This is a genomic window from Janthinobacterium woesei (assembly GCF_051380875.1).
GTDB lineage: Bacteria > Pseudomonadota > Gammaproteobacteria > Burkholderiales > Burkholderiaceae_D > Janthinobacterium.
Genome location: NZ_JBNYXW010000003.1, coordinates 101,372 through 119,568, shown reverse-complemented (window position 1 = coordinate 119,568; position 18,197 = coordinate 101,372). Strand labels below are relative to the sequence as shown.

Annotated in this window: 17 protein-coding genes; 4 read left to right on the top strand and 13 right to left on the bottom strand. The window is 61.5% G+C overall.

The annotated features are described in order from the left end of the window. Positions 1-135: 135 nt before the first annotated feature. Both ACQ4W6_RS03845 and ACQ4W6_RS03840 read left to right on the top strand, forming a co-directional pair. Positions 136-1,395 (top strand): histidine kinase, encoded by a 1,260-nt coding sequence (locus tag ACQ4W6_RS03845; RefSeq protein ID WP_436565866.1) that lies wholly within the window; start codon positions 136-138, stop codon positions 1,393-1,395. Then, positions 1,388-2,170 carry a LytR/AlgR family response regulator transcription factor gene (locus ACQ4W6_RS03840; RefSeq protein WP_436565865.1) on the top strand — a complete coding sequence of 261 codons (783 nt, stop codon included), beginning with the start codon at positions 1,388-1,390 and terminating at the stop codon, positions 2,168-2,170. Before ACQ4W6_RS03845 ends, ACQ4W6_RS03840 begins: the two co-directional genes overlap by 8 nt. A 3-nt stretch (positions 2,171-2,173) precedes the next feature. On the opposite strand, the gene ACQ4W6_RS03835 is transcribed toward ACQ4W6_RS03840, so the two are convergent. The 7 genes from ACQ4W6_RS03835 to ACQ4W6_RS03805 form a co-directional block, all read right to left on the bottom strand. Further along, positions 2,174-3,217 (bottom strand): histone deacetylase family protein, encoded by a 1,044-nt coding sequence (locus tag ACQ4W6_RS03835; protein ID WP_436565864.1) that lies wholly within the window; start codon positions 3,215-3,217, stop codon positions 2,174-2,176. Between the two features lie 25 nt (positions 3,218-3,242). Further along, positions 3,243-4,844 (bottom strand): glutamate--cysteine ligase, encoded by a 1,602-nt coding sequence (gene gshA / locus ACQ4W6_RS03830; protein WP_436565863.1) that lies wholly within the window; start codon positions 4,842-4,844, stop codon positions 3,243-3,245. A gap of 215 nt (positions 4,845-5,059) precedes the next feature. Continuing rightward, positions 5,060-5,890: a peptide chain release factor N(5)-glutamine methyltransferase gene (gene prmC / locus ACQ4W6_RS03825; RefSeq protein WP_436565862.1), complete on the bottom strand. Its 831-nt coding sequence runs from the start codon at positions 5,888-5,890 to the stop codon at positions 5,060-5,062. 11 nt (positions 5,891-5,901) lie between these two features. After that, positions 5,902-6,372, bottom strand: coding sequence for a disulfide bond formation protein B (locus ACQ4W6_RS03820; RefSeq protein ID WP_436565861.1), 471 nt, complete (start codon positions 6,370-6,372; stop codon positions 5,902-5,904). Positions 6,373-6,474: 102 nt separating this feature from the next. Then, complete coding sequence (gene prfA, locus ACQ4W6_RS03815; RefSeq protein ID WP_436565860.1) at positions 6,475-7,551, bottom strand: peptide chain release factor 1; 1,077 nt, start codon at positions 7,549-7,551, stop codon at positions 6,475-6,477. Positions 7,552-7,640: 89 nt separating this feature from the next. Beyond that, positions 7,641-8,915 (bottom strand): glutamyl-tRNA reductase, encoded by a 1,275-nt coding sequence (hemA, locus tag ACQ4W6_RS03810; RefSeq protein WP_436565859.1) that lies wholly within the window; start codon positions 8,913-8,915, stop codon positions 7,641-7,643. A gap of 92 nt (positions 8,916-9,007) precedes the next feature. Next, positions 9,008-9,697 carry a response regulator transcription factor gene (locus ACQ4W6_RS03805; RefSeq protein ID WP_436565858.1) on the bottom strand — a complete coding sequence of 230 codons (690 nt, stop codon included), beginning with the start codon at positions 9,695-9,697 and terminating at the stop codon, positions 9,008-9,010. Positions 9,698-9,864: 167 nt separating this feature from the next. On the opposite strand from ACQ4W6_RS03805, the gene ACQ4W6_RS03800 reads away from it, so the two are divergent. Next, positions 9,865-10,374: a hypothetical protein gene (locus tag ACQ4W6_RS03800; RefSeq protein WP_436565857.1), complete on the top strand. Its 510-nt coding sequence runs from the start codon at positions 9,865-9,867 to the stop codon at positions 10,372-10,374. Between the two features lie 5 nt (positions 10,375-10,379). Here ACQ4W6_RS03800 and ptuB read toward each other — a convergent pair whose 3' ends face one another. The 6 genes from ptuB to metE all read right to left on the bottom strand — a co-directional run bounded on the left by ptuB (position 10,380) and on the right by metE (position 17,156). Next, positions 10,380-11,012 carry a retron Ec78 anti-phage system effector HNH endonuclease PtuB gene (ptuB, locus tag ACQ4W6_RS03795; RefSeq protein WP_436565856.1) on the bottom strand — a complete coding sequence of 211 codons (633 nt, stop codon included), beginning with the start codon at positions 11,010-11,012 and terminating at the stop codon, positions 10,380-10,382. Then, positions 11,005-12,453: an AAA family ATPase gene (locus tag ACQ4W6_RS03790; protein WP_436565855.1), complete on the bottom strand. Its 1,449-nt coding sequence runs from the start codon at positions 12,451-12,453 to the stop codon at positions 11,005-11,007. The genes ptuB and ACQ4W6_RS03790 overlap by 8 nt, the downstream gene beginning before the upstream one ends. 133 nt (positions 12,454-12,586) lie before the next feature. Continuing rightward, on the bottom strand, positions 12,587-12,838 hold the full coding sequence (minE, locus tag ACQ4W6_RS03785; protein WP_436565854.1) for a cell division topological specificity factor MinE: 252 nt from the start codon (positions 12,836-12,838) through the stop codon (positions 12,587-12,589). 1 nt (position 12,839) lies between these two features. Next, on the bottom strand, positions 12,840-13,655 hold the full coding sequence (gene minD / locus ACQ4W6_RS03780) for a septum site-determining protein MinD (protein ID WP_436565853.1): 816 nt from the start codon (positions 13,653-13,655) through the stop codon (positions 12,840-12,842). Positions 13,656-13,692: 37 nt separating this feature from the next. Next, positions 13,693-14,430: a septum site-determining protein MinC gene (minC, locus tag ACQ4W6_RS03775; protein ID WP_436565852.1), complete on the bottom strand. Its 738-nt coding sequence runs from the start codon at positions 14,428-14,430 to the stop codon at positions 13,693-13,695. Positions 14,431-14,822: 392 nt separating this feature from the next. Continuing rightward, on the bottom strand, positions 14,823-17,156 hold the full coding sequence (gene metE, locus ACQ4W6_RS03770) for a 5-methyltetrahydropteroyltriglutamate--homocysteine S-methyltransferase (protein WP_436565851.1): 2,334 nt from the start codon (positions 17,154-17,156) through the stop codon (positions 14,823-14,825). Between the two features lie 118 nt (positions 17,157-17,274). Between metE and ACQ4W6_RS03765 the strand changes: the two genes are divergently transcribed. Beyond that, positions 17,275-18,183, top strand: coding sequence for a LysR family transcriptional regulator (locus ACQ4W6_RS03765; RefSeq protein WP_436565850.1), 909 nt, complete (start codon positions 17,275-17,277; stop codon positions 18,181-18,183). Positions 18,184-18,197: the final 14 nt, after the last annotated feature.

Here is an 18,197-nt window from a genome sequence, read left to right as displayed (position 1 = left end):
GCAGCAGGTTTTCTCAGGTGTCTGAGGCTATATTTTCTTGCCTATGTCGCCGCTACGGGGCTTCCGTCGCATAATGGCCACCGCCGCTGGCGCCGATTGTTATGCTCGGCCCATGTTACTACTCAGGGAAAAATCATGACCAGCCTCTTTTTTATCCTCCGTCTCACCTTGGCCACGATGCTCACCTACATCATCGCCATGGCCATCCTGGTCGAGAATTTCCTGCCCGATGTCTTCGGGCATACCGAAGGCTTCTTTGTCATCGTCGGCGCGCTGCTGGCCTGCGCCGTCATCACGAATGCGTTTTCGCATGTGCGCCGCGTGCGCCTGATCGCCGGCGCCGTCAACGCCAGTACCCTGTCGAGTCGCCAGCGGCGTCAGATCGAGATCCCGTTCGAGGCGGGCGAAGCGTTCGACATGGTCGACGCCGCCATCCGTGAATTGCCGGGCAGCGAAATGGTTGAAAGTGCGCGCGACAGCCTGCAAGTGCAGGCCCGCGTGCGCCGCGCGGCGCCGTACACGCAGTCGGGCTTGCCGCGCATGCGTATGTTCGCTTTCCTCGAACCGCGACCGAACCAGATCCTCGCCACCGTCACGCCGAATGGCGAAGCGGGCAGCGTGACCCTGATCTGCGAACCGGCGCGCAATGCCTGGACCGACTGGTTCCTGGTCGACCATGGCAGCAACCTGGAAAATGCGGAAGCGGTGACGCGGGCCATCACGCGCCGCGTGGCGCAGCGCCGCCGCGGCGAACAGGCCGAGGCGCGCCAGACGGTGACGGAAAAGGAACTCACGGTGGCCAAACTGAGCTTGCTGCATGCACAGGTGGAGCCGCACTTCCTGTACAACACCCTGGCCAGCGCGCAGCTGCTGACGCGCAGCGACCCGGTGCGTGCCGACGAGATGCTGGGCAATCTGATCTTGTACCTGCGCCACTCGCTGCCGCGCACGGAGCAAGCCATGTCGACCCTGGGCACGGAACTGGAGCGGGCGAGCGCCTACCTCGATATCCTGAAAATCCGCATGGGCAACCGTTTGAACCTGCAAATTGAGGTACCGCAATACCTGCGCCAGGTGGAACTGCCGCCGATGATGCTGCAAACCCTGGTGGAAAACGCCATCAAGCATGGCCTGGAGCCGAAAAGCGGCGGCGGCACCATCTGGATCATGGCGCGCAGCGGCAACGGCACGGTGATCGTCACGGTGGCCGACGATGGCAAGGGCTTCAGCGACGACGGCGCCGGCACGGGTATCGGCCTGCGCAATGTGCGCGAACGCCTGCGCCTGACCTACGGCGCGGCCGCCGCCTTTGCCATCGTCGCCAATTTCCCCGACGGCGTGACGGCCACCATCACGGTGCCCGACAGCACGGCGCAAGGAGCATCGTATGGATAAGCCTGAGATGAGCTGTGTCATCGCCGAAGACGAGAGCCTGCTGCGCGAGGCGCTGGTGGACTTGCTGGGCGAACTGTGGCCGGACCTGCGCATCGCTGCCGCCTGCGATGACGGCGGTACGGCGCTCGACGCCATCGCCACCTTGCGGCCCGATATCGCCTTCCTGGATATCCGCATGCCGGGCTTGACGGGACTGGAAGTGGCGGCCGGCGCGCTGGACGCGAGTCCGGCCACGCAAATCGTTTTCGTCACAGCCTACGACCAGTATGCGATCGACGCGTTCGACAAGGGCGCCGTCGATTATTTATTGAAACCCATCGCCCGCGAGCGCCTGCAGGCCACCTTGCAGCGCGTGCAGGCGCGCGCCGGCAAGGCGAAGGCGAATGACAGCGCGCTGGCCGGCCTGCTGCAGCAGCTGAGCGGGGTTTTGCCGGCGGCGGCCAAGTCGCCGCCGCTGGTGTGGCTGACGGCCAGCAGCGGCAAGGATACGCGCCTGATCATGGTGGAAGACATCGCCTATTTCCAGTCCGATACCAAGTATACGGCCGTCATGACGGCGCAAGGCGAGGCGCTGCTGCGCAAACCGATTCGCGAACTGCTCGACGTGCTCGACCCGGCCATCTTCAAACAGATCCACCGCTCCACCATCGTCAACATGAAGGCGGTGGCGTCGGTCACGCGCGACGAGGTGGGGCGCGGCACCCTGCGCCTGAAAACGCGCCCGGAAACGCTGGCCGTGAGCCAGCCGTTCATGGCGCTGTTCAGGAATATGTAGCGCCTAATCGGCCGTCTCGAAGCCTTCAAGTACATTCACGACATTGATGCCCAGCTCCTTGACGGCATAGCCCCCTTCGAGAATGAAGGCGGTGGGCAGGTCCAGGTGGGCCAGGCGTTCGCCCACGCGCAGATAGTCGCCGCTTTGCAGGGCGAAGTGCGACAGGGGATCACCAATATAGGTATCGACGCCCAAGGACACCACCAGCGCGTCGGGCGCGTACATATTGATGCGCAGGCACGCCGTTTCCAGCGCCGCGAACCAGTTGGCCGTGGAACTGCCGGCCGGCAGCGGCAAGTTGACGTTGTAGCCGGTGCCCGCGCCGCTGCCCGTTTCATCGGCATGGCCCAGGTAAAACGGATATTCATTGCGCGGGTCGGCGTGGATGGAGGCGAACAGCACGTCGTCGCGCTGGTAGAAAATGCTCTGCGTGCCGTTGCCGTGGTGGTAGTCGATATCCAGGATGGCCACCTTGCGCGCGCCATCGTCGAGCAAATGCTGCGCTGCCAGGGCTGCGTTGTTCAGGTAGCAGTAGCCGCCAAAAAAATCGCTGCCCGCATGGTGGCCCGGTGGACGTGTCAGGGCAAACGTGGCCCGCTCGCCCAGGCGCAGCGCGTGCGCCGCGTTGACGGCGCAGTCGGCGCCCGTCTTGGCCGCCGTCCACGTGCCGCTGGTCAGCGGCGTGCCATTGTCCATCGAGTACAAGCCCAGCTTGGCCGTGAAATTATCCGGTTCGATATCGTGGCGCAAAGTGCGCACAGGCCACACAGAGGGCAGTGCATCCTTGCCCGCGTTGTCGGGGGCGAGCGCCAGCCAGTCCTGCCAGGCGTGGCGCAGGAAATGCAGGTAACGCGGCGTGTGGATGCGCTCCAGGGAAGTGAGCGGCACGCCATGCGGCGTGACGATGCGGCCCAGGTTGCGCCGTCCCAGTTCGGCCACCACCATGTCGGCCCGTTCCGGCGTCTCGAAGCAGGGCACCATCTCGCCGCGGAACCATTCGAAGCGGCCCCTATGCTGGCCGTGCAATTCATTGTAGAAGGTCAGCATGGGGGCGTGTCGAGGAAGGTCAGGCTCAGGTGTGCGAGCACAGGGTGCTGGCGCGGTAGGCGGCGACGAAATCGTCGAAGCTGCCCGCCGGTGCCGCTTCCATGGCGCGCTGCTCGGCCAGCGAGCTGGCCGCCAATTGGTCGAAATACGCGCTTTGCCCTGGCGTCGGCGGATGCGCGCGGAAGTAGGCGGCGTGACGCTCGCTCTGGCGCAGGCCGAAGGCGGCAAACGAGCCGCCGTTGGCGCGCAGCTCGGCCAGGACCCTGGCCGACGGCGTCGTGTCCGGATCGGCCAGCTTGGCTGCCTGCGCCGCCAGGCTGTCCGCATGGACCGTGCTGCCGTGGCGCGCGTCGAGCAGGGCTGCCACGGGCGCGATGCGCGAAAGCAACTCTTCGCCCCAGGCTTGCAGGGTGATGGCTTCGCCGTCGCGGCGCAGGGTCAGGCCCGGCGTGCGGCCTTCCTTCACGGTGCGGGCAAAGTTATTCGTGTAGCAGGCGCTTTCTTCGGCCGAGATGGGCGCGCTGTTGTCGAGCGCACAGAACAGCAAAAAGGCGTCGAGGAAGCGGCCCGTTTCCAGGCTGATGCCCACCGGTTCGAACGGGTCGACATCCATGCAGCGCACTTCGATGTATTGCACGCCGCGCAGGCACAGGGCCTGGATCGGGCGCTCGCCCATGCGGATAACGCGCTTCGGGCGGATGGTCGAATAGTATTCATTTTCGATCTGCAGCACGTTCGTGGAGAGCTGTATCCACTCGCCATCCTTCTTCGTGCCCAGCGCTGCATAGGGCGCATACGGGTCGTTGACCGCGTGCGTCAGCGCATTCACGTAGTCGTCGAGACTGTTTTCATGCGGACGCAGGCCGGACTGGGCATCGTTCTGGTAGCCCAGGTCGCTCATGCGCAGGCTGGTGGCATACGGCAGGAACAGGGTGTCGTCGGACAGCGTGTCGAGCTTGTGTGCGCGTCCGCGCAGGAAACCGGCGGACAGGGCTGGCGAGGCGCCGAACAGATACATCAGCAGCCAGCTGTAGCGGCGGAAATTGCGTATCGTTGCCAGGTAGCTTTCCGACTGCACGTCCTTGGCCGAGGCCGCCGCCTGCGCCGGGCTGGTGTTGGTAGCGGTATTGCTTGCCAGCACTTGCCACAGCTGCTCGTCGAGCGAATAGTTGTAATGGATGCCGGCGATGCATTGCATGGCTTTGCCATAACGCAAGGCCAAGCCGCGCCGGTAGACATGCTTGAGCATGCCCATGTTCGAGCTGCCATAGTTGGCGATCTCGATTTCCGCTTCCGGCGGCAGCTGGCAAGGCATCGACTGGCTCCACAGCAACTCGTCGCCGAGGCGGCTGTAGGCGTGGCGGTGCACCGTGTCCAGCTTGGCCAAGGTGGTGGCGATGTCGGCTTCGGCCGGCGTGATGAATTCCAGCAGCGCTTCGGCGTAGTCGGTGGTGATCTCGGGGTGCGTCAGCGCCGAGCCCAGGGCGGCGGGGTGGGGCGTGGAAGCCAGATGGCCGGCGTGGTCGACGCGCAGGGTTTCACGCTCGATACCGCGCAAGCCACCCAGCAGCGCGCGGTTGGCATCTTCGGTCAGCAATGCCAGGCGGCGAGTCAACAGGTTGGGCAATTTGAGCTTCCTTTCTTGTGCAGCAGATAAATAATTTGTGCTGAGATTAACCGAAAATTGGCAAATGCGTCGGCACCGGCCCAAAAAACGCCGCCTCGCCAGCGTTTGCCCCGGGCAACAAGGGCAGCGCTTCGGTCAGGAATTGGCTTGATAGTTTAACAAACTGCGGGGCATTTGGCGCGTCGCTGGATCAAGCGGCGCGCACAGGAAGGGGCTCAGCCCAGGCGGGCGCCGCTGACTCTTTCGATGCCGGCCAGGTCGCGCCAGCTTTGTACTTTGGCGTAGCCGGCATCGGCCAGCAAGGCGCGCACGGATTGCGCCTGGTCATAGCCGTGTTCCATCAGCAGCCAGGCACCCGCCGCCAGATGGCGCGCGGCACCGGCGACGATGCTGCGCAGGGCCGACAAGCCATCGGCATGGTCGGTCAGCGCGCCGGCCGGCTCGAAGCGCAAGTCGCCTTCGCCCAGGTGGCGGTCGCCGCTGGCGATGTACGGTGGATTCGAGACGATCAGGTCAAACTTTTCCGTGCCCAGCGCTTCGAACCAGTCGCTGGCCATGAAGGTGATGTTGACGCCATTGGCGCTGGCGTTGCGGCGCGCCACGGCCAGCGCCGCACTGCTGACGTCCAGGGCCGTGACGACGGCGTCGGGCCGCGTATGCGCCAGCGCGACGGCGATGGCGCCGCTGCCGGTGCCCATGTCGAGCACGCGCCCGCCCGGCGGCAGGCGGTCGAGTGCCAGTTCCACCAGCACTTCCGTATCGGGACGGGGGATCAGCACGGCGTCGTTCACTTCGAAGGGCAAACCGAAGAATTCGCGCTGGCCGACGATATAGGCAATCGGTTCACCCTGCAGGCGGCGTGTCAGAAGCGCTGATAGACGTTCGGCTTCATCGCTAGTGAGTGCTCGCTCCGATTGTGTGATCAGCGACACGCGCGACAGGCCCAGCGCGTGGCCCAGCAAGATGCGGTTGTCGAGCGGGTCGAGCAGCGGACGGATTTGCAGGGCGCCGACAGTGCTGCCGGCGGGTATCAATGTTTCTGGCATGGTTCTTTCAATTATTTCTTGCGGCGCAGCATAGTCCACAGCAGGCCGATGGCAAAAATGGCGAACCAGGCAAATGCCCATTGCGGTATCGACAGGCCGAAAAACGGCTCGCCGGCATTTTCGCAGGCGCCGTACGATTCAAACATGAACGGCATGAATTGGGCCGTGAAAATCTTGTTCAGCACCGTTTCCACCGGGTCGATGCCGCAGGAGAAGCCGGGATGGGCCAGCACATACAGATGCTTGGCGCCGACGCCCAGGCCACCCAGGGCCGCCAGCAGACCGATGCCGGCGCCGATCTGCGGCCGCTTGGCGGCGGCGCCAGCCAGGCAGGCGATGGCGATGGCGAGGAACAGGTAGCGCTGGATCACGCACAGCGGACAGGGCGCCATGTGCATGGCATGCTGCAAATACATGGCCACGCCCAGCATCAGGAAACACAGGGCGGCGATCAACAGGAGGACGGTGCGTGAATTTTTCATGGGCGACACGGTGAGGTGGATGGGTGAGTTACGCATTCTCGCACAAGGGCTGTTTTTTATTGCTTAGCAGCTACTTAAACCTTTGATATGGCTGGACGATTTTTAATCGCCCAGCGCCGCCAACAATTCGGCCTGGTGCTCTGCTGCCAAGGCATTCGTCAGGTCCGTCAAATCACCATCCATGATGAAGTCCAGCTTGTACAGGGTCAGATTGATGCGGTGGTCCGTCAACCGCCCTTGCGGGAAGTTATATGTACGGATGCGCTCGCTGCGGTCGCCAGAGCCGATCAGGCTCTTGCGCGTGGCCGCTTCCTTCGACTGCTGCTCGCGCAACTGCACGTCCTTGATACGCGCGGCCAGCACTTTCAGTGCCTGCGCCTTGTTCTTGTGCTGGCTGCGGTCATCCTGGCATTCGACAACGATGCCGGTCGGCAAGTGGGTGAGGCGCACGGCCGAGTCTGTCTTGTTGATGTGCTGTCCGCCGGCGCCCGAGGCGCGGTAGGTGTCGATGCGCAGGTCGGCCGGGTTGATGTTGACGTCTTCCACCTCGTCCGCTTCGGGCATCACGGCCACCGTGCAGGCCGAGGTGTGGATGCGGCCCTGCGTTTCCGTGGCCGGCACGCGCTGCACGCGGTGGCCGCCCGATTCGAATTTCAGCTTGGAATAGGCGCCATTGCCCACCACGCGCACGATGACCTCGCGGTAGCCGCCAAGGTCGGAGTCGGAGGCCGATACCAGTTCCACCTGCCAGCGGTTGCGTTCGGCAAAGCGCGTGTACATGCGCAGCAAGTCGCCCGCGAACAGGGCCGACTCGTCGCCGCCCGTGCCGGCGCGAATTTCCAGGAAGATATTGCGCTCGTCGTTGACGTCCTTCGGCAACAGCATGGTTTGCAATTCGCGTTCCAAGCGCGCCATGGTGGCTTTCGCCGCCTCGATCTCTTCCTGGGCAAATTCCTTCATGTCCGGGTCGGCCAGCATTTCTTGCGCTGCCGCAATATCATTGTTCGCTTCCTGGTAGGAGCGGTACAGCGCCACCAGCGGGCCCAGTTCGGCGTGCTCGCGCGTCATCTTGCGGTAACTGTCCATATTCGACGTGGCGTCGGGGTGCATCAACAGTTCGTCGAGTTCGACCAGGCGGTTCGCCAGTTGATCGAGTTTGGCCAGCATGGATGGTTTCATAGCGATTCGCGGTAAAAGAGTGTGAGGGTGGTACGGCAGGCCCGGCAGGCGGACAAGGGGCGGCCGCACGGGCGGCCAGCGGGGCTGCGCTAACGGCGGGGGCGGAACAGTTTCGGCAGCAGGGTGGCCAGCTGCTTGCGCTCGTCGCCTTGCGCTTGGTGCAGTGCCTGTTGCGGGCCGTGCAGGAATTTGGCCGTCAAGCCTTTCGACAGCGCTTCGAGCACCGCGTCGATATCGGCGCCCTTGGCCAGCATCTTGCGCGCCCGTTCCACTTCTATCAGGCGCAGCGCTTCGCTGCTTTCATGCAAGTTCTGGATGACGGGCACCATGGCGCGGTCATCGATCCAGCTCATGAAGGACTGCACGCGCGTCTCGATGATCGCTTCGGCTTGCGCCACGGCTGCCTGGCGGCTTTCCAGGCCCGTCTGCACGACCTTGCCCAGGTCGTCGACCGTGTACAGGAAGACGTCGTTCAGGCGGCCCACTTCCGCTTCGATATCGCGCGGCACGGCCAGGTCGACCATGAACATGGGCTTGTGGCGGCGTGCCTTGATGGCGCGCTCGACCAGGCCCAGGCCCAGCAACGGCAAGGACGATGCCGTGCACGAGATGACAATGTCGAACCGGTGCAGGTGCTCCGGCAGGTCCGCCAGGCGGATGGCCTTGCCATTGAAGCGGTGCGCGAGTTCCTCGCCCCGTTCCATGGTGCGGTTGGCAATGGTGATGCTTTTCGGGTTTTGCGCGGCAAAGTGTGTGGCGCACAGCTCGATCATTTCGCCGGCGCCGATGAACAGCACGTTCTGCTCGGCAATCTTGTCGAAGATGCGCTGCGACAGGCGCACGGCGGCGGCCGCCATGGAGACGCTGTGGGCGCCGATTTCCGTGCTGCTGCGCACTTCCTTGGCAACGGAAAAGCTGCGCTGGAACAACTGGTGCAGATACGTGCCCAGGCCGCCCGCCTCGTCGGCCGTGCGGATGGCATCCTTGATCTGCCCCAGGATCTGCGTTTCGCCCAGCACCATCGAATCGAGCCCGGAGGCAACGCGGAAGGTGTGGCGCACGGCATCGTGCTGTGGCAGCATATACAAGTGGGGGCGCAGCTCGCTGTAGTTCAGCTTGTGATAGTCGGCCAGGAAGTGCGCGCCCGCGTCGAGCGGGTTCGGCACATGGCTGGCCGCGTACAGCTCAGTGCGGTTGCAGGTCGAGAGGATGGCCGCTTCGTCATTGTCGCGCAAGTCGATGCGCTGGAACCAGGTGCGCGCCGCTATCACCGCCTGGCCCAGATGCTCAGGCGCAAACGCCAGCTGTTCGCGGAGCGACACTGGGGCGGTGGTGTGGTTGAGGCCGACGGCGAGCAGTTGCATTTCAGGGCTGTTGGGAATTTTTATGCCTACATTATAGCGCTTTGTGCCCGATCTTTGAGCAGCCCGGCTGTTTGTGCCCTGGCGCGTGCCTGTCACCCTCCCAGTTTTTCCAGGCGATAACCATAACTGTAGACGGGTACCAGGCGGTAGCCGTGTTCGGGTTTCAGCTGCAGCTTGTTGCGTACGCGCGAGACGTGGGTATCCATGGTGCGCGAGGGCAGGGCCGTATCGCGCTGCCACACGGCTTCGTGAATGTAGGCGCGCGACAGGGGCCGGCCCAGGTTGCGGAAAAACAGCAGCGCCAGGGCGAATTCCTTGTGCGTGACATCGAGCACCACGCCATCCCTGAGCAGGCGGCCTGGGCGGGTTTCAAATGTGTAGTGCCCGAATTGCAATTGTTCTGCGCCATTCTGCGCCGGATACGCCACACGCAGCAGAGCCTGGGTACGCAAGGTCAGTTCACTGCGCCGCAGGGGCTTGATCATGTAGTCGTCGGCGCCGGCCGTCATGCCCGCCACCACGTCGTCTTCGCCGGAGCTGTTGGTCATGAACAACACGGGTGCCTTGGGCGCCAGTTTCTCGCGTGCACGGCGCAGCACTTCGGCACCATCCAGGTCGCTGACATGCCAGTCGAGGATGAGCATGTCGCAACTGTCCTTGCGCAATTGCCCCAGCATTTCCTTGCCACTTTGGAACTCGTGGCAAGCATGGCCGGCGGCCGTGAGCACCTGGCAGATCAGTTCTGCCTGACTATGGTCGCTATCGAGTACGGCAATTCGCATAATTGGCTGGAATGTGTAGCAACAAACAGACGGTCTGCTCTGCTTATCGTAATGTTAAGGAATGCTCAAGTGAAATATAACAGAGATTGCAACTGTGTCCAGTGAAATCGGCAGGTCAGTCCTTTAAGCTACACTTGGCGCTACACCCTCACCGCGGAGAAACGGCAATGACAGACAAGAGCACTCCCGATTGGACCCTGATACCGGCCAGTCGTGCCGACATCGAGCAAGCGCGCGAGCGTTGCCGGCGCCTGGTGCAGCGGCGCGCGATGATGTCGGCCGGCGCTTCGGCCATTCCCATCCCGGGCATCGACCTGATGTCCGACGTGGGCCTGTTTTCCATGCTGATCAACGATATCAACCACGAATTCGGCCTGACGCCCGAGCAGATCGAGCGCCTCAACCCGCAGTTCAAGATGATGGCTTACCGCGCGGCGGTGGGCATGGGCGGCATGCTGGTAGGAAAACTGGTGTCGCGCGAGCTGATCCTCCAACTGCTCAAGCGCAGTGGCGTCAAAATTGCCACCAAGCAAGTGGCGCGCTTCGTGCCGTTTGCCGGCCAGGCGGTGGCGGCAGCGATCGGCTATGCGGTGTTTCGCCAGATCGGCAACCAGCACGTGAATGCCTGCGCCGCGGTGGCGCAAGAGTTGCTCACGGTCAGGCCGAGTCAAAGCTGATTCCTCTATGCTGGCATCAACGTGTGCCTGATGGCCGTCGAAAATGGCAGATACGCTGTCGCGGCCAGCTCGTCTTTATATAATTCGGCGCATTGCTCGCGTGTCAAATCACCAGACTCCACTATCTGCATAAATTCCATTCCCAAGTCGACATAGCCGGCGATGGCGCTGCGCCGGATTTCACGCAAGGCGCCATTGAGATTGAAAATGCGGATGGTTTCCTGCGCGCGATTTTTATCCACGGAATTCAATCCTTCGCGCACCGCCACGCTGCCGTCGTTGATGAACAAGAAAAAGTGCTCGGGGTCTTCCTCGTCTGGCTTGATCAGGTCAGCAGGATTGTAAGGTGGCAGTTCATCCTTGTGTTTGCCGCAGTTGCTCGGTTGATTGCAAGAGCCAAAAAGATTCGTCCAGAGAAAGGTCACTTTCGGATCGCGCCCCTTTTGACGAAAGTGCTCGATATGCCTCTTGTCAGTATTTAAGGTATTTTCACAATAGGCGCAGCGCTGATGTTGCATGTCATTTAATTTTTCCCATATTTCATGCTTATTTTCGGCAGTGACGGCCTTCCAATTGTTGCGACCATGCCGGTATGCAGACAGGCACGCTGGCGCTGCACCGCGTTGCAGTTTATGCATCTCCGATCTCGCGCAAAGGCAGTTTTCGTTTAAAGGCTTGCAGGCGTATGAGGCGGTCGCACTCAAGCATCTTTGGATGGTCGGCGCCAAAATGGGCGCTCAGTTCGGCACGTAACGCTGTGCCACCAGGCTTGTCATGCAAATTCTGCTGGATCAGTGCCATGTAGTGGCTGAGTTGGCGCGCCGGCTCGACATCGGGAATAGGGTTGATTCCCATCACATTGGCCAGTACGTCCGAGCTGGCCACGCCCATGGTTTGTTGATCGATGGTATTGACCACCATGCGCTTGCGTCCGCTTTCTTCGTCCAGTTCCCAATCCAGGCGGCGTATGCAGTGCGCATCGACGCTGCTCAGCACTTGAGGGCTGTGCGTGGTCACGATGAACTGGATATTCGGGAATGCCTTTTGCAAATCTGGCAATACGGTCTGTTGCCATGCAGGATGCAGGTGCATGTCTACTTCATCAATCATGACAATGCCATGCGTCAACAAGGCCGCCTTGTCGCCATGGTGGGTATTGAGTTTATAGCAGCGGTAGGCAATGTCGCCGACGAGCGCCAGCATGTTGCGTATGCCATCGCTGAGCTGGTTGACCTTCAGTTTGCCTTGATCGGCATGCTCCAATACCAGATCGTCGTGTTCAGCACTATATTCCAGCCAATGCCAGCCTGTATGCGTTTCTAAAATTGCATCGATGGCCTGCTGGACCACACGTACCGGTGCAAGCAGGTCGTCGGCGATTTCCGCATCGGGTCCAAGGTTCTTCTCAATATTGCGGATCTGGGCATCCCTGAGTGCCTTGAATACCCGCGTGTACCACTGGGCGAAATCCGTATAGCTAGATGAGGGGGCCAGGCAATCGCGATAGGCCCAAGTGCGTGAAAACGAGGCCTGGTCCACTTTATTCGATTTGCCGGCCAGTTTCTTCTGGCTCCATAAGCGGCCTGTGCCGTAATAACCCAGCATGGGCAGTTCGTCTTCTTCAACCTGACCATTGTCAAAGACGCGTCTTTCCAGCGCTTGCGCATGGCCATACAGGACTATTGCATCGGAGAAAGCATTGTTTTTTGTTTTACTGGATCTTTTGACGCTGTCGCGGAAACGTTTTCCATGCCATTCCAAATCAGTCCGATCTGCGTCATGGACCATCGGCTCGATATTGCCATACGAATCAATAATGCAAGGCAAGCGCCATTCCATCTGATGCGCTGCCAGTTTTTCGCGAAACACGTCGTCGATCTGTATGCCGGTGGTGTCGAGCGACATGCTGCCCAGGTCAAAACCCGCAAGATACGGCCATAAGGCAATCTTGATGGCATCGAGCAAGGAGGATTTACCTTGGCCATTGAGCGCGACGATTACGGTCAGCTGGGGATCGAAAGTGAGGCACACATTTTCAAAACAACGGAAATTCTGGAGAGTGATCCGTTCGATTTTCAATGTTATCTCCAGTGCATCATTAGTTGGTTTCGTCGAGGTAATAAAAGATCTGGCCCAACGTTAAAAGGGCTGACTGCATGTCAACCCTTTGATTATAGTACTGTTATTGACAGCCTCTGTTGCCTGGCCTGGTCTATGCGTCCGGCAAGACGACGTTGACGTCGAGCACTTCCAGGTTACCCTGGCGGTCCAGCGAGATCTTGATATCGTCGGCGTTGACCTTGGTGTACTTGGAAATGACGGCAATCAATTCCTTGTGCAGGGCGGGCAGGAAGTCCGGACCACTGCGTCCGTTGCGTTCGCGGGCGATAATGATCTGCAGGCGTTCCTTGGCTGCGGTCGCCGTCTTCGGCTTGGGGGGGAACAGGAAAGAAAGCAAGGCCATATCACTTCGCCCCAAAAATACGCTGGAGTAATCCAGGTTTTTCATAGTTGGTAAAGCGCAGTTCGACATCTTCGCCGAGGAAACGCGAGACCACGTCTTCATAGGCTTGCGCCACGTCCGTCCCCTTGAAATGGATGGCGGGATTGCCCTGGTTCGAGGCGGCCAGCACCTGCTCCGATTCCGGAATGACGCCCACCAGCGGGATGCGCAGGATTTCCTGCACGTCCTGGTAGGACAGCATTTCGTCCGATTCCACGCGTTTCGGCGAGTAGCGGGTGATCAGCAGATGTTCCTTGACCGGCTCGCCGCCCGTCTGCGCGCGGCGCGACTTGGCTTGCAAAATGCCCAGGATGCGGTCCGAATCGCGCACCGACGACACTTCCGGGTTGGTGACGATGATGGCTTCATCGGCGAACGTCAACGCCATCAGCGCGCCATGCTCGATGCCGGCCGGCGAATCGCAGATGATGAATTCGAAGCCCATGTTGATCAGGTCGTTCAGTACGCGTTCCACGCCTTCTTCCGACAAGGCATCCTTGTCGCGCGTTTGCGAGGCCGGCAGGATGAACAGGTTGTCGCAGTGCTTGTCCTTGATCAAGGCCTGGTTCAGCGTGGCCTCTTTATTGATCACATTGATCAGGTCATACACGACGCGGCGCTCGCAACCCATGATCAGGTCGAGGTTGCGCAGGCCCACGTCGAAGTCGAGCACGGCTGTCTTGTGGCCGCGCATGGCCAGGCCAGTGGAAAAACTGGCGCTAGAGGTCGTCTTGCCGACACCGCCCTTGCCGGACGTCACAACAATAATTCTTGCCACAAATAATCCTTTTCAGATATCTCTTGAATTGTGCAGCTTAAGAGCGGTTCACGGGAGTGACCGGATTGACAGAGTGTATATCGATTCTGTCACCAGCCAAACGAATTTGCGCGGGTCCGCGTGCCATTTCCGCGGGGAAACCATCTTCAAACGTGCGGTACACACCGGCAATCGACACCAGCTCCGGTTCCATGGCCAGCGCGAAGATGCGCGCCTGGGCATTGCCCGAGGCGCCGGCCAGCGCGCGGCCATACAGCGAGGAATACACGTGGATGCTGCCGTCGGCGATGATTTCGGCGCCATTGTTGACGACGGCCGTGATGATCAGGTCGCAGCCGCGCGCATAAATGCGCTGGCCGGCCCGCACGGGCGTGTCGACCACCATCGCTTGCACTTCGGCACCGGCCTGGGCGGCGGTTGTTGGGGAATCCTTGGGCGGCGCATCGTCGCGCGTCTTGCCGCTGTCCAGGCTCAAGCCTTGCGCCAGGATGGCTTCATGCATCTCGGGCGCCGCATTGCGCACGGCCACGGCATTCAAACGGTATTTTTTCAGCAGGGCCACCAGCGCGGCCCAGTCGACGGGCACGCTGCCTGGCGGCAAGGCGGCCACGTCCAGCACGGCCAGGTCATCCTCGAAAAAGTCGGCCACGCCTCCCGTCATGTCGCGCAAGGCGGCATCGAGTGCCTGCGTATCGGCGCTATGCATGATGGCGGAGACAGCGACGACGGTGGAAATCTTGATTTCGATAGGCTTCTGCGACGGGCTTTTGGACATAAACATTTATCAAAGTGAAACTGCGGCAGGCCGTATGTTCCATGCGGCAACAATGGGAAGCAGTAAATTTCTTGCATTCTACTGTAAAAAAATCAGCGTCAGGGGCTTGGCGCGTGCTATTCCGCAGAGCAACTGTTGCTTCACGGTAAAAAATAAGGGCGGCGCCCCGGAAAACCGGTGCGCCGCCCTGAAAGCAGCCCTGCATGCGGCTTGAGTACGCCTATCAAAACCTACTGCGCGTCGTGATTTACGGTCTGCGATGCTCACTGACTCGGCGTCCCCGTACCTTCGTACAGTTGCGCTTCTCGAGCCAACGGGGGCGCCGAGCCTCACTTCCGCTCGCTACGGTTTTGTTAGGCGTTGTATAGCCCCGTCATACGTTGTATTTTTTATTATGCCACGCGCATCTGGCGCGCAGCGTCGACCATATTCTTCAAGGCCGCTTCCGTTTCCGCCCAGTTCCGCGTCTTCAAGCCGCAATCGGGATTGACCCACAGGTTGGCGGGCGGAATCACGGCGCTGGCTTTTTGCAGCAATCTCACCATGTCGAGCGTCGCGGGGATGCGCGGCGAGTGGATGTCGTACACGCCGGGGCCGATCTCGTTCGGGTACTGGAACTGGCCAAAGCCCGTCAGCAGTTCCATGTCGGAGCGGCTGGTTTCAATCGTGATGACGTCGGCATCCATAGCGGCGATCTGCGGCAGGATGTCGTTGAACTGCGCATAACACATGTGCGTGTGGATCTGCGTCGTGTCCTTGACCACCGCGGCGGCGATGCGGAAGGCGCGCGTGGCCCAGTCCAGGTAGGCGTCCCACTGGCTGCGGCGCAGCGGCAAGCCTTCGCGGAGGGCCGGTTCGTCGATCTGGATGATGCCGATGCCGGCCGTTTCCAGGTCGGCTACCTCATCGCGGATGGCCAGGGCGATCTGCTGCGCCGTTTTGGCGCGGGGCTGGTCGTCGCGCACGAACGACCATTGCAGGATGGTGATGGGCCCCGTCAGCATGCCCTTCATGGGTTTTTGCGTCAGGCTTTGCGCGTGCACCGTCCACGCCACCGTCATGGCGGCCGGGCGCTGCACGTCGCCGTAGATGATGGGCGGCTTGACGCAGCGCGAGCCGTACGACTGCACCCAGCCCAGGCGCGTGAAGATGAAACCGTCCAGTTGCTCGCCGAAGTATTCCACCATGTCGTTGCGTTCCGCCTCGCCATGCACCAGCACGTCCAAGCCCAGCGCTTCCTGGCGGCCCACGGCGTGGGCGATTTCGGCGCGCATCTGCGTTTCATACTCGGCAGTTGCCAGTTCTCCCCGCTTATACCTGGCGCGGGCGGCGCGGATGGCCGTCGTTTGCGGGAAGGAGCCGATGGTTGTCGTTGGGAAATTGGGCAATTGCAGGCGCGCGCGCTGCATGGCCTGGCGCTGGGGGAAGCTTGACGCGCGCCGGTCGGCGCTGGGCGCCAGCGTTTGCAAACGCTGCGCCACTGCGGGACGGTGCACGCGGCGGCTGGCGCGGCGCCCGGCAATCGCCAGGCGCGAGATGGCCAGGCTGGTGGTGTCGGGATGGTTTTCCAGTGCGGCCTTGAGCAAGGACAATTCCGTCAGTTTTTCCGTGGCGAAGGCCAGCCAGGTCTTGATTTCGCCATCGAGGCCCGTTTCGCCCGCCAGGCTGAACGGTGCATGCAGCAGGGAACATGATGGCGCCAGCCACAGGTGGCCGTTGCGCCTGGCCGCCAGCGGCTGCAGCACGGCCAGGGCGGCGTCGAGGTCGGTGCGCCAGATATTGCGCCCATCGACGATGCCGATCGACAGCACTTTATGCGCGGGCAGCCAGTCGGTGACGCTGACCAGCTCATGCTGCGCGCGAATGCCGTCTACATGCAGGCCGGCCACGGGCAGGCGGCAGGTCAGGCTGAGGTTTTCTTCCAGCGGCGAGAAATACGTCGCCAGCAGGATGTTGATGCCCACCTGGTTCAGCTGCCAGTAGGTGCTTTCAAAGGCGCTGCGCCAGGCATTGGGCAAGTCCAGGCCCAGGATCGGTTCATCGACTTGCACCCAGGCAACGCCTTGCTGCTTCAAGCGGTCGAGCAGGGCGCCATACACCGGCAGCAATTGTTCCAGCAGGGAAAGCCGGTTGAAGCCGGGCGTCTTTTCTTTGCCCAGCCAGAGGAAGGTGAGGGGGCCGATCAGGGCCGCCTTGACTTGGTGGCCCAGCGCCTGCGCCTCGGCCACTTCGTCGAACAGGCGGGAACTGTCCAGCGAAAAGCGCGTCAGCGGTGAAAATTCCGGCACCAGGTAATGATAATTCGTGTCAAACCACTTGGTCATTTCCAGCGCGTAATTGCTGGCATCGTGGTCATGGTGGCCGTTGGCGTGGCCATGCGTGCAGCCGGCGTGCGCCGCGTGCGTGTCTTCGCCGCGGGCCATCTTGAAATAGCGCGACAGCGGCGATTGCGGTGATTGCGGCGCGTCAAAGTTGAAGCGCGCCGGTTCGCAGCCCAGCAACTGGATATGGTTGGCCATCTGGTCATAAAAGGCGAAGTCGCCCACGGTGACATAGTCGAGGCCGGCGTCCTTTTGCAGCGCCCAGTGGCGTGCGCGTAATTGCTTGCCCGTCGCTTCCAGCGCCGCTTCGGAGACCTCGCCGCGCCAGTGGCCTTCCAGCGCTACTTTGAGTTCGCGTGCGGCGCCGATACGGGGAAAGCCAAGAATGTGGGTGTGGACGGTCATGATGTCATCTAGATTTAATATGGATGCGCTAGAGTGTGCGGCAATCTGTTCTATAATCAAAACGAAACATTTTGCCGAATAGCATGAAAATAATTCACGTAGATAGCCCATTTGCCCGATGCTAGAAATCCGCCACCTGCGCACCCTGAGTGCCCTGCGTTCCTCCGGCAGCCTGGTGCGCGCCGCGCAGCTGCTCAATCTGACCCAGTCGGCGCTGTCGCACCAGATCCGCCTGCTCGAAGAGCGCTACCAGGCGCCCCTGTTCGAGCGCAAGTCGATGCCGATCGCCTTCACGGCCACGGGCAGCCGCCTGCTGGCCCTGGCCGACAAGCTGTTGCCCGAAATCGAGCTGGCCGAACGCGACATGGTGCGCCTGTCGCAGGGTGACAAGGGGCAATTGCGCGTGGCGCTCGAATGCCATACCTGTTTTGACTGGCTCATGCCGGTGATGGATGCGTTCCGCCAGCGCTGGCCAGAAGTGGAGATCGACCTGGTGTCGGGCTTTCACAGCGAACCGGCCGAATTGCTGCGCTCAGGCGAGGCGGACCTGGTGATCGGCTCGCCGTATGGCCCCGACTTCACCGTGTTTCCCCTGTTCCGCTTTGAAATGCTGGTAGTGATGGCGCAAAAGCACCGTTTGCAGGCCCAGCGCCGCCTCACGGCGCAGGATTTTACGGGCGAGACCCTGATCACCTACCCGGTGCCGGAAGAGCGCATCGACTTGATCCGCGAAGTGCTGCGCCCGGCTGGTATTGCGTTCGAGCGCCGTACGGCCGAACTGACCGTGGCCGTGCTGCAACTGGTGGCCAGCCGGCGCGGCATCGCCGCCTTGCCCAACTGGGCCATCAAGAATTACGTCGATTACGATTATGTGGTGGCGCGCCCGGTGGGCGAGCACGGCTTGTGGAGTGACCTGTACGTCTCCGTGCCGGAGCATTTGCAGGACAAGGCGTATGTGCGCGATTTCGTCAGCGTGATACGCGAGCAGTGCGCGGCTTCGCTCGATGGTATCAAGTTGTTGTCTTGAGCCGCGTTGTATTG

Excerpts from the sequence above, each read along its gene's own strand:
- ACQ4W6_RS03845 (WP_436565866.1), top strand. The coding sequence starts at position 136 with ATGACCAGCCTCTTTTTTATCCTCCGTCTCACCTTGGCCACGATGCTC.
- ACQ4W6_RS03840 (WP_436565865.1), top strand. The coding sequence starts at position 1,388 with ATGGATAAGCCTGAGATGAGCTGTGTCATCGCCGAAGACGAGAGCCTG.
- ACQ4W6_RS03835 (WP_436565864.1), bottom strand. The coding sequence starts at position 3,217 with ATGCTGACCTTCTACAATGAATTGCACGGCCAGCATAGGGGCCGCTTC.
- prmC (WP_436565862.1), bottom strand. The coding sequence starts at position 5,890 with ATGCCAGAAACATTGATACCCGCCGGCAGCACTGTCGGCGCCCTGCAA.
- ACQ4W6_RS03820 (WP_436565861.1), bottom strand. The coding sequence starts at position 6,372 with ATGAAAAATTCACGCACCGTCCTCCTGTTGATCGCCGCCCTGTGTTTC.
- prfA (WP_436565860.1), bottom strand. The coding sequence starts at position 7,551 with ATGAAACCATCCATGCTGGCCAAACTCGATCAACTGGCGAACCGCCTG.
- hemA (WP_436565859.1), bottom strand. The coding sequence starts at position 8,915 with ATGCAACTGCTCGCCGTCGGCCTCAACCACACCACCGCCCCAGTGTCG.
- ACQ4W6_RS03805 (WP_436565858.1), bottom strand. The coding sequence starts at position 9,697 with ATGCGAATTGCCGTACTCGATAGCGACCATAGTCAGGCAGAACTGATC.
- ACQ4W6_RS03800 (WP_436565857.1), top strand. The coding sequence starts at position 9,865 with ATGACAGACAAGAGCACTCCCGATTGGACCCTGATACCGGCCAGTCGT.
- ptuB (WP_436565856.1), bottom strand. The coding sequence starts at position 11,012 with ATGCATAAACTGCAACGCGGTGCAGCGCCAGCGTGCCTGTCTGCATAC.
- minE (WP_436565854.1), bottom strand. The coding sequence starts at position 12,838 with ATGGCCTTGCTTTCTTTCCTGTTCCCCCCCAAGCCGAAGACGGCGACC.
- minC (WP_436565852.1), bottom strand. The coding sequence starts at position 14,430 with ATGTCCAAAAGCCCGTCGCAGAAGCCTATCGAAATCAAGATTTCCACC.
- metE (WP_436565851.1), bottom strand. The coding sequence starts at position 17,156 with ATGACCGTCCACACCCACATTCTTGGCTTTCCCCGTATCGGCGCCGCA.
- ACQ4W6_RS03765 (WP_436565850.1), top strand. The coding sequence starts at position 17,275 with ATGCTAGAAATCCGCCACCTGCGCACCCTGAGTGCCCTGCGTTCCTCC.